The 9525-nt window shown below is 49.8% G+C and carries 10 protein-coding genes and 5 tRNA genes; 5 read left to right on the plus strand and 10 right to left on the minus strand.

Going from position 1 to position 9525, the window contains the following annotated elements:
* Positions 1-26: 26 nt before the first annotated feature.
* Positions 27-1382 carry a 23S rRNA (uracil(1939)-C(5))-methyltransferase RlmD gene (gene rlmD / locus ACEN2G_RS10775; protein ID WP_442021495.1) on the plus strand — a complete coding sequence of 452 codons (1356 nt, stop codon included), beginning with the start codon at positions 27-29 and terminating at the stop codon, positions 1380-1382.
* Between the two features lie 83 nt (positions 1383-1465).
* A complete protein-coding gene (locus tag ACEN2G_RS10780) occupies positions 1466-1675 on the plus strand; it encodes a hypothetical protein (protein ID WP_442021496.1) in 210 nt (69 codons plus the stop codon).
* 107 nt (positions 1676-1782) lie between these two features.
* Here ACEN2G_RS10780 and ACEN2G_RS10785 read toward each other — a convergent pair.
* The 3 genes from ACEN2G_RS10785 to rsmC all read right to left on the minus strand — a co-directional run bounded on the left by ACEN2G_RS10785 (position 1783) and on the right by rsmC (position 3178).
* Positions 1783-1867 (minus strand) — tRNA-Leu (locus ACEN2G_RS10785).
* A gap of 87 nt (positions 1868-1954) precedes the next feature.
* Positions 1955-2039, minus strand: a tRNA-Leu gene (locus ACEN2G_RS10790).
* A gap of 116 nt (positions 2040-2155) precedes the next feature.
* Positions 2156-3178, minus strand: a complete 1023-nt coding sequence (gene rsmC / locus ACEN2G_RS10795) for a 16S rRNA (guanine(1207)-N(2))-methyltransferase RsmC (protein ID WP_442021497.1) — start codon at positions 3176-3178, stop codon at positions 2156-2158.
* A 291-nt stretch (positions 3179-3469) separates the two neighbouring features.
* Here rsmC and dapA point away from each other — a divergent pair, with 291 nt between their 5' ends.
* Positions 3470-4342: a 4-hydroxy-tetrahydrodipicolinate synthase gene (gene dapA / locus ACEN2G_RS10800; protein WP_442021498.1), complete on the plus strand. Its 873-nt coding sequence runs from the start codon at positions 3470-3472 to the stop codon at positions 4340-4342.
* Positions 4343-4543: 201 nt separating this feature from the next.
* Here dapA and hfq read toward each other — a convergent pair whose 3' ends face one another.
* On the minus strand, positions 4544-4924 hold the full coding sequence (gene hfq, locus ACEN2G_RS10805; RefSeq protein WP_442021499.1) for an RNA chaperone Hfq: 381 nt from the start codon (positions 4922-4924) through the stop codon (positions 4544-4546).
* Between the two features lie 116 nt (positions 4925-5040).
* Here hfq and ACEN2G_RS10810 point away from each other — a divergent pair, with 116 nt between their 5' ends.
* Entirely contained in the window at positions 5041-6213 is a 1173-nt protein-coding gene (locus tag ACEN2G_RS10810) for a multidrug effflux MFS transporter (RefSeq protein WP_442021500.1), read from the plus strand.
* A gap of 291 nt (positions 6214-6504) precedes the next feature.
* On the opposite strand, the gene ACEN2G_RS10815 is transcribed toward ACEN2G_RS10810, so the two are convergent.
* Positions 6505-6714 carry a cold-shock protein gene (locus tag ACEN2G_RS10815; protein WP_086964892.1) on the minus strand — a complete coding sequence of 70 codons (210 nt, stop codon included), beginning with the start codon at positions 6712-6714 and terminating at the stop codon, positions 6505-6507.
* 299 nt (positions 6715-7013) lie between these two features.
* Between ACEN2G_RS10815 and ACEN2G_RS10820 the strand changes: the two genes are divergently transcribed.
* Positions 7014-7322: a putative quinol monooxygenase gene (locus ACEN2G_RS10820; protein WP_442021501.1), complete on the plus strand. Its 309-nt coding sequence runs from the start codon at positions 7014-7016 to the stop codon at positions 7320-7322.
* A gap of 78 nt (positions 7323-7400) precedes the next feature.
* Here ACEN2G_RS10820 and ACEN2G_RS10825 read toward each other — a convergent pair whose 3' ends face one another.
* The 5 genes from ACEN2G_RS10825 to ACEN2G_RS10845 form a co-directional block, all read right to left on the minus strand.
* Positions 7401-8606 (minus strand): PqqD family peptide modification chaperone, encoded by a 1206-nt coding sequence (locus ACEN2G_RS10825; protein ID WP_442021502.1) that lies wholly within the window; start codon positions 8604-8606, stop codon positions 7401-7403.
* The gene (locus tag ACEN2G_RS10830; RefSeq protein ID WP_442021503.1) at positions 8606-8971 is read right to left on the minus strand and encodes a hypothetical protein; all 366 of its coding nucleotides are present in this window, start codon (positions 8969-8971) and stop codon (positions 8606-8608) included. Before ACEN2G_RS10830 ends, ACEN2G_RS10825 begins: the two co-directional genes overlap by 1 nt.
* 249 nt (positions 8972-9220) lie before the next feature.
* A tRNA-Thr gene (locus ACEN2G_RS10835) sits at positions 9221-9296 on the minus strand.
* Positions 9297-9340: 44 nt separating this feature from the next.
* Positions 9341-9416 (minus strand) — tRNA-Phe (locus ACEN2G_RS10840).
* 33 nt (positions 9417-9449) lie between these two features.
* Positions 9450-9525: transfer RNA gene (locus ACEN2G_RS10845), tRNA-Phe, on the minus strand.

Raw genomic sequence — 9525 nt, forward strand, 5'->3', positions numbered from 1 at the left:
TTAGCCTTATCCGTAGAGTGTATTGCATGTTTAAACTCGGTCAGCAGATCAGTGCCACCATAGAAGAACTCACCGATAAAGGGGACGGCATTGGCCGCCTTAATGGCAAACCCTTGTACGTGGAAGGCACCTTACCTGGCGAGCAGGTAGAGGTGTTGCTGACTGTGGTTAAGCCCCATTTCGCCCAAGGTAAGCTGCTACAGGTGCGAGAGCCCTCTGCCGCCAGACGCGCTGACTTTTGTGTCTATACCGCCTGTGGTGGCTGCCAGTTACGGGTGATGGATTATGCAGAGCAGTTGCGGCTTAAACGCCAGCTATTGCAGGAGGCATTGCAAGCCAAAGGCCTTGAGTGTGCGGTGGCCGACACCTTAGGCATGAGCGACCCTTTTCACTATCGCAATAAGGCGCAGTATGCGGTGCGCCCAGGGGAACACGCTGAGCCCCAGCTTGGCTTTTATGCCAAATACAGCCATCAGTTGGTCGAGGTTAAAGAGTGTCGGGCACAAGCGCCGGTTACCACAGAGGTAGTGGCGCAAGTACGCACTTGGATGCAAGCGCATAAGATCACGGCTTATAACGAACTCAGCCAGCAAGGCAGTGTTCGCCACCTTATGGTGCGCAATGGCGTTAATACCAGTGAGCTGATGGTGGTGTTGGTGGTGGCTGCAGAGCCCGCCGCAGAAGATTTAGTGCATTTGGTGAAGGATCTCAGTGTTATTGAGGGCCTAACCAGCATTATGCTAAATATCAACAGCTATCAAGGTAATCGAGTGTTGGGGCCAGATACTCGCTTGCTGTGGGGCAAAGAAGTCATAATGGACACGTTAGCTGGTTTACAGTTTGCTATTTCTGCGCAGTCTTTTTATCAGATCAACCCCAAGCAGACCGAAGCCTTATATCAAGAAGCACTGCGTTTAGCGGCACCCAAAGCTGATGAGGTAGCGTTCGATCTTTATTGTGGTATTGGCACTATAAGTCTGTTTTTGGCGCGCCATGCTCGTCAGGTTTATGGCATCGAAATCGTGCCCGAGGCGGTCCTTGATGCGCGCATTAACGCTCAGTTAAATGACTTAACGAATGTCGAGTTTCTTGAAGGCGCAGCCGAGCAAGTGGTGCCCAAGCTTTATGCCCAAGGAGTAAGTGCCGATCTGGTGGTGGTGGATCCGCCGCGTAAAGGCTGTGATCAGGCCTTGCTTGAGACGTTAATACAGATGCAGCCGAGCCGTTTAGTGTATGTGTCTTGTAACCCTAAAAGCTTGGCTCGGGATTTAGCTTGGTTAACGGCGCGCGGCTTTCAATTAGAGCAGGCCACGCCTGTAGATATGTTTCCGCACACCATGCATGTCGAAGCCGTGGTGTTACTAACGTGGCGGGGTGAGTAAGTTTAGAAGGCGAAGAAGAAAAGCTTGAATCTATTATTAATGATAGTTATTATCATTCGCGTCACGGATGAGGAGGAATAGCTATGGTGATGCTGTTGGTAATAACTTGGTTATTGATGGTGTTGTGGGTACCCAGTTCGGCATTAACGCTCTGGCTCAGTGCAGGCTTCGCTTTGTTCGCACTGCTATTAGTGTTGCCGTCGGTTAGTCGTCACTGGTATTGGTTGCCCGTAGGCGGCTTGGCGGGTTTAGGCATGGCCATGACAGTGATGCTGAGTGAGCAGGCGATTTAATAGATAGTCATTGCGAAGTACCAAGAGTTGAAATTGGTGAGCAAAGGGCGAGCGAGTGTTGAGGTATACAGAACAGAGGAAGTATTACTAAGCGTATTCACAATAAATGGTGCGAAGGGGGGGACTTGAACCCCCACACCCGAAGGCACTAACACCTGAAGCTAGCGCGTCTACCAATTCCGCCACCCTCGCACATCTAACTGTGTATTCTTTACTATTCAGCTATTTTAAATGAGCCACCATTTTATTGCTTTGAGTCACTCTCACTCAGTAACTGAGTGGTGCGAAGGGGGGGACTTGAACCCCCACATCCTAAGACACTAACACCTGAAGCTAGCGCGTCTACCAATTCCGCCACCCTCGCGTACTCAAGCCAGCGAATTCTATAGATTTTTCGCTCAACGTCAATAAAACCTGCGCCTGAATATAAAAAAACCGGCGTAAGCGGCCGGTTTTTTATCGTTCTTTGATCCGCAGGCGCTATGAACGACGCACGGCGCGATAAATCTTAAACTTACCGTTCACCGCTAGGGTTTCGCACTGACCAAAACTTCTTTCAATTAGCTCAGGGTAGGGCAAAAAGGCATTCGCCACTAAGGTGAGTGAGCCGCCATGCACTAAGTATTCCTTCGCCGAGGTCAGTAAAGCTTCAGTGGTGTGAAAGAAGGTTTTTAGCCCCGCATGAAACGGCGGGTTAGCCACTATGTGATTAAAGGTGCCGCTTACTTGGCTTAAGCCATTCGAGGCATACACCTTAGCCTGCAGCTGATTTTCAGCCAAGGTCAGACGCGTGGCTTCTAAAGCAAGCGCGTTAATGTCGATGCACTCTAACTCTAATTCAGGCTGGCGCTTAAGCAAGGTGGCGCCAAGCACACCGGCACCACAACCAAAGTCGAGTACGCGGCCTTTCAGCTTGCCTAAATTATCCAGCAATAAACGGGTGCCTGAGTCCAAGTGACCAGCGCTAAACACCCCAGGCAGGGTGCAAATCTGCAATTGCTCTTGCTCTAGATAGTAACCTTTGATCCAGTTGGCCAATTTAAAGGGGGCGGCTGGGCGCACTAGCTCTGCTTGGTACAAGCTGGCACGGCGCGCGCTGTCGAGCTTGTTCACTTGATCCGCATAAGGAGCAAGCAGCTTAGGTGCTGACTTTACGCCACCTTTGTTGTCTCCGGCCATAAACAGCTGGGCGCCTGGGGCGAGCAGCGGTAAACAGGCAGCCAATAGGTATTCGGCTTCGGCTTTGGCTTTAGGCATCAATAATAATAAGCCGGCGGCGGCTTGGGTCGGCTGAATGCCAAACTCAACTTGGCTGGTGCCTTGCTTTTCTTGCCACTGAAAGTAACTAAAGTCGGTGGTGAAAATGCGCGGCGCCGGACCGGCTTGAGCCAACATGCCGGGCAAGTTATCTTCGAGTAGACCACACACCAACAGCGGCTGTTCAGTAAGTACATCCAAATTACGTGCCAGCATTTCGCTGACCGGCGTTAAGGCCTCAAACATCTTGGGCTCCACAGTAAATTATTTGATCTGGTATTATACATACCTAAGGTGCTCTTGACATTTGTCGGTCATTAGCAAAAGATGCTGTTCAAGGTCTTTTCAGGTGCAGCACATGCTTTTTATAGTGAAACGTAAACAGGGTAAACCGCTGAAACGAAAAGCGCTAGCCACAGTTGCGTAACCGATGCCTGATCTTCTTTAAGACAAGATGTTTTCAAACCCCGGTGATGCAACAGCAGCCGGGGTTTTTATTTAAAATTTATCATCCTCTAACCAGGAGAAGGAGTTTCCATGTTTCGCGGTTCTTTAGTTGCCCTATTAACCCCCTTTGACGGTGCTGGTATCGATGAGCCGGCATTGCGTCGCTTGGTTGATTGGCACATTGCAGAGGGAACTCATGGCTTGGTGCCCGTAGGCACTACCGGTGAAAGCCCTACCTTGACCCCAGCTGAACATTGCCGAGTCATTGAAATTGTGGTCGAGCAAGCGGCGGGTCGTGTGCCTGTGATTGCGGGTGCCGGCTCTAATAATCCACTCGAAGCTATTGAGTACAGCAACTGCGCCGAGCGTGTGGGTGCCGATGCTACCTTGCATGTGGCCGGTTATTACAATCGCCCTAATCAAGATGGTTTATTCGAGCACTTCAAGATGTTGCACGACGCCACTAAGCTGCCGATCATTGTCTATAATATTCCCCCACGCGCCGTGGTCGATATTAAGCCAGAGACCTTGGCACGCATGGCTGAACTGCCGCGCATAGTGGGCGTGAAAGACGCCACCGGTGATCTGTTGCGCCCTTGGGTTGAGCGTAAGCACATCAATAAGCCATTCGCTTGGTTATCGGGTGAAGATGGCACTGCCGTGGCTTATAACGTAGGTGGCGGTCAAGGCTGTATCTCGGTTACTGCCAACATAGCCCCGCGTCTGTGTGCTGAGCTGCAAGAGCTGATGATGGCGGGTAAATGGGCAGAAGCCCGAGACTTACAAGACAAGTTATTACCGCTGCATCAGGTGTTGTTTTTAGAGCCAAATCCAGCAGGTCCTAAATATGCGCTGTCTTTACTTGGCTTGGCCAGTGAGTTTTGCCGCATTCCTGTGGTACCACTACAAGAATCAAGCAAGGCTGAAATTCGCCGCGTAATGACAGAGCTAGGTCTAATTTAGACTGGGGGGAGAGACAGCTGAAAGCTAGAAGCTGAAGACTAATAGTCAGATAAAGAGTGAGAGGGCAAAGGCCGTACTATGTGTGGTTTATCTCATCCACCTTACTCCTTACTATTCACTCCTCACTATTCACTGAATAAAAAAAGGTCAGCAGCAGCTGACCTTTTTTATTATCGACGTTTATGCACTGTGACCGTTAATTTAGCCTTGCTCGTCATCAATAGGCGTATCAAATTCATCCTCGTGGCGCTGATAACTATCTTCACGAGGTGTTTGATGGCTTTCATAACGCGGACGGCGCGGTTTACTAATGATAGGGCCGGTACGCGGTGGTCTGCGAGTGGCCGGTGATATAGTCGAGATCTTCGCTTTATAGATCAGCTGTTGCTGGCCTCTAGGATCAGAGAGCAAGATGCTGTATTGGTCGAAGGCACTGATCATCCCTTCGAGCTTAATGCCGTTGGTGAGAAAGATGGCGCAATGCGTTTGATTTTTACGCAGCCAATTCAGTGCCGCATCCTGTCCGTTACCCAAGGAAAACGCTTGTTGAAGCGATTGGGGATTCGCTGTTTGGGCAGTCATATAGGCAGTCCTGTTTGTTATTATTCAAGTTTGATTGTGCTCAATGAGCACCCGACTTGTCAAAGTAAAGCGCACTTTAATACGCGAGGCAATGGATGATTAGCAAAGGAAAATCAGTGCCTATCAAAACCACTAATAACACTCGGCTTATCTTTGCCTGTTTGATCGTCAGCATAGGGCAATTAAGTGTGGGTTTGCTGCTGCCAGTATTACCTGCTATCAGCCAGAGTTTGGCTGAAGATCCTAACCGAGTGCAGTGGCTTATTTCTGGGTATTTATTTGCCTTTGGTCCGGTGCAATTATTATATGGACCGCTTAGCGATGCTAAGGGGCGAAGGCCTGTGCTGATTGCGGGCCTCGCCTTAGCCATTTTAGGTGTGGGTTTATGTTTAGTGCCTAATGCTTCTTTTGAATGGTTACTGCTAGGGCGTTTCTTACAAGGGCTAGGAGCGGGCTGTGGCGCCGTGGTGTCTCGTGCCATGCTTCGCGATAGCTTTGCCGGGCCTGCGCTGCGTAATGCGCTGTCTTACGTGGCTATGGCGGCGGCGTTTACGCCGATAGTCGCGCCTGCCATTAGCGGGCTCATTGGCTATCATTTTGGTTGGCGTAGCGTGTTTGTGGCCATGTTGCTGTATCTATTGACCTTATGGCTGCTGTTATTTGTCAGCTTTAAAGAGACTCATTCTGGCGTTCGTCAACCGATGCAGCTGGCAAGCATTGTCGCTAACTATCGGCACTTACTGAGTTTGCGGCATTTCTTAGGCCATGGTGGCATGCTATGGGGGCAGTTTGCGCTGATGACTGTCTCTATCTCAGTGATGCCTTATATCATGCAACAACAAATAGGCATGACGGCAGCACAATATGGCACTTGGGCCCTGCTACCTGCGCTCGGACTCTTGCTTGGCGGCGTGATTAACAATCGTATTCAGCACAGAGTGGCTGCCGAACAGGTGTTACGCTTTAGTCCCTACCTACAGCTGGCGGCAGGCGCTTGGTTATTATTGGTGCCGTTACAGCCAGCATGGCTGGTTGCCGGTATTTTCATTCAAGCATTAGGCAATGGCATGGCGTTCCCTAATGCCATGAGTCGCTTATTAGAGCCTTACCATACATTGGCTGGCGCTGCGGCTGCTTTATCGGGAGCCTTGCAGATGTTAAGCGCCGGTCTATTAACCGCACTTTTGGTCTATCTAGGTGTAAGTACCGCTTATAGCTTAGGTTTGTGTATCTTGCTGGGTGCAGTGGTGCTTAAAGGTTTGTCATGGTGCGCAGTAGGGCGCTGGTGAGCATTCGTTAAGGGTGAGGGTTAAACGTGAGGGGGAAGAGTGAGGCGTGAGAGGGGCGAGATTAAAGCGCCAAGCGAAACAAAGGCGTGAAGGTGAAAGTGCGCTGTTAAGGAGTGATCTAGGTATAAAGACAACCAAGGGAAGTATAAGGCTGAAGATGGACGATAAACCTTCAGGTTGGTGTGTTTACACCTCACTCCTTACGCCTCTCTCCTCACGGCCAATAAATTTTAGCCAAAAAAAGCCGCGCCCTAGGGCACGGCTTATAGATTCTTTAGCTGAGGTAAACTCTTACAGAGCTACAACGTTCTCAGCTTGAGGACCTTTCTGACCTTGAGCTACTGTGAACTCAACAGCCTGGCCTTCTGCTAAGGTTTTGAAACCTTGGCTCTGAATCGCGCTGAAATGTACGAATACATCTGGGCCTGATTCTTGCTCGATGAAGCCAAAACCTTTTGACTCGTTGAAAAACTTAACTTTACCTTTAACGATATTAGACATACCTAAATCCTGTAATCAAATCTACCAAAATACGAATGCTTGAAAAAATACAGATTTAACTTATGAAATACAGGACGAGGTACTACAAGAACATCGTAACTAGAACATAAATAGAACTATATCTTTCGAGCTGCATTCACTCTAACTGGTAACTAGAAGGTGGTCAACAGGTATTTTACTGTCAAATGCACAGCTGTGCTTGAAATGAGCACCCGCGCGCAAAGCTTAAGCTATTCAGGAACACTGGCCTGTATTAGCATGCAGTTAGCCATCAATCAGTTTGTTAAATAGGAAGTTAAATGACCGAATTATATTGTGTTGCTCGCTTTAAGGCCCGTGCAGGTAAGGCCGAAGAGTTGCAAACGGCGCTTAAAGCCCTGATCGCCGAGACTCACAGAGAAGAGGGATGTTTATTGTATCAGCTAACCGAAGAGGTGCCTTACGAGGGGGCTAATGGCGAGCCTTGGGATTGTGTATTTGTGGAACGCTGGGCTAATCGCGAGGTGTTTGATGCTCACTGTGCTCAGCCATACATCAAGGATTACTTTGAGCAGGTGGCCCCCAGCTTAGTGGCTGAGGCTGATGTTCGCTTATATCGGCCTTTGTAACGGTTCATTGAAGGCTGATTTTTGTGATCCGAATTCAGCCTTTTTTGAAGAGAGAGCAATCGCGGGCCGTTCAGGTCTTTAGCTGCGCTGTACTATTAAGTCGGCTTGCGCTAATGCTGCCAGTAGCGTGCCGATATCCAAAGTGACCTCAGCCAGCGGAGCCTGAAAGTAGTCTGCAATGGCATCGCTTAACTCATGGCCAGACAAGGCTTGCTGTTGCAGTAACTGCCAAGCGAGTTTGCCACTGGCATTTAGCCGATGAATCGCCCCGCTTAGGGTATGAATTAAAAATAACTCCTCGCCCAGCGAATAGTGAGTGACGCCCAGTTTTGGGAACCATACGAGTTTCAGTGTGGCTTTAGCTGCACTAAGATCATTGAGTTGCGAGTCGTGGGGGGCTAAGTTCAGGAGGCTGGCACAATTGGCATTTTGCAGCTGAGGGGCAGCTATGACCTTGGCTAAATAACGGGCTCCGGCTAAGGGTTCTGAATAACGCAGCAGTAAGCAAGGCACGGCTTGCATCAATGGCAAGAGCCGAGTCAGTAGCGTTGCGCTCGAGGTATCGCTGGCAAAGTTTTGACACAATAGCTGCAATAGACCCTCTGCCGGTGGCAGTGTAATTACCTCGGGTTCACTAATGCATAAATCTCGCTCCAGCAGGACTATGGCACCTACTGGGCAGGTTTCATTATAATTCGCTAAACCGTTATCGGCTGGGATCACAAAGCGATAACGATCGTCCTCTGGGCCCGCATGGCGCTTGGCGTAAGCGACGAATGCTGGTGAAAAACTGTCAGGCAAGGGGAGGCGCAATCTAGGCGCCACGCCCATGGCCACGCCTTTTCCTTGAGCCGTGAGGCCTAAAACATCATCGCCAAATATCCGATAGCCAGCTGCGGAAAAGGCCACTGCTAAGGTGCTTTTACCCGCCTTACTGCTTTCTGGAAACACCACTAAACGGCCATTAATCTCGACGCTGGCGCAGTGCAGCCCTAACAGCTCTGGCTCATTTAGCATGCGTTGGCTGACTAACTCGGCCACTAGACTGCAAGCCGCAGCAGCAGACGAGGGCAAGTGAAATTCGTTAGGCTCCTGTAATGAACCTTGCCATAGTCCTTTCTTATCTCGATAAATATATCTATCGGGCAGCGGCCCTTGCGCGGGCTGTACTGTTATTGGCCAGCCGGGCATGGCTTGAATAAGCGCCTCAACCACATCAAGAGCCTGCTCTATGCGCAAGCAACGCCCTAAATGTGGCAAGCTCAAATCAACGGCAGTTGTCATTAGTAGCGATTTTTGGTGCCAAAAATCGCATCCTCTAAGATGCTGATAGGATCTTCTGTGTATTCGCGCGCTCGTTCACGGTGACGATGCTCGTAACCGCTCGGTCTTGAATAGCTTGGTCTTGAATAACTAGGTCGTGAATAGCTAGGGCGAGAGTAACGGGGACGAGAATAGCTGTTCCGCCAGTCACCGGCTTGGGCCTGACCTAAACTAAACAGCGTGGGCGCGACATAGGCACCCGCTAATCCCACGCCTATTATAGTCAGCAGTCGACGGCGAGATTGGCGAGCATTAACGGCTGCGTCTGGACTAACTTGAGTGTCCGTTATTTCTTTATTTTCCAACTCGTTATCTTGATGCGGCACATCTGCCTCCGAGTCATTGACTCATGCTATTGATTTTTTTCACCATAACACTCAGTCCGATACGCCTCTAGCGGATCACTCTGCAGTCGGCCGCATTCTGTCGTCTGGCGGCTAGATTTTCCAGTGGTGCTGTGAATAGCGGCATACCGCTTTTATCAAAAATAACGGGTAGGGCGGCTAAGCCTAAACTCCAGACACAAAAAAACCAGTCTGCGGTTAAGCGAAACTGGTTTGATTGTTACTGCTATATGGTGCCGGCACCAAGAGTCGAACTCGGGACCTACTGATTACAAGTCAGTTGCTCTACCAACTGAGCTATGCCGGCTTAAACTTTTTACTGCATCACTACTTTAACTCTTTACGCAAATATGGTGCCCGGAGACGGAATCGAACCGCCGACACGAGGATTTTCAATCCTCTGCTCTACCGACTGAGCTATCCGGGCTAAATACGCATTGCTGCACACTTATATTCAAAATGGTGCCCGGAGACGGAATCGAACCGCCGACACGGGGATTTTCAATCCCCTGCTCTACCGACTGAGCTATCCGGGC

Source organism: Oceanisphaera sp. W20_SRM_FM3 (assembly GCF_052119705.1).
In the GTDB taxonomy this organism is placed as follows: domain Bacteria; phylum Pseudomonadota; class Gammaproteobacteria; order Enterobacterales; family Aeromonadaceae; genus Oceanimonas.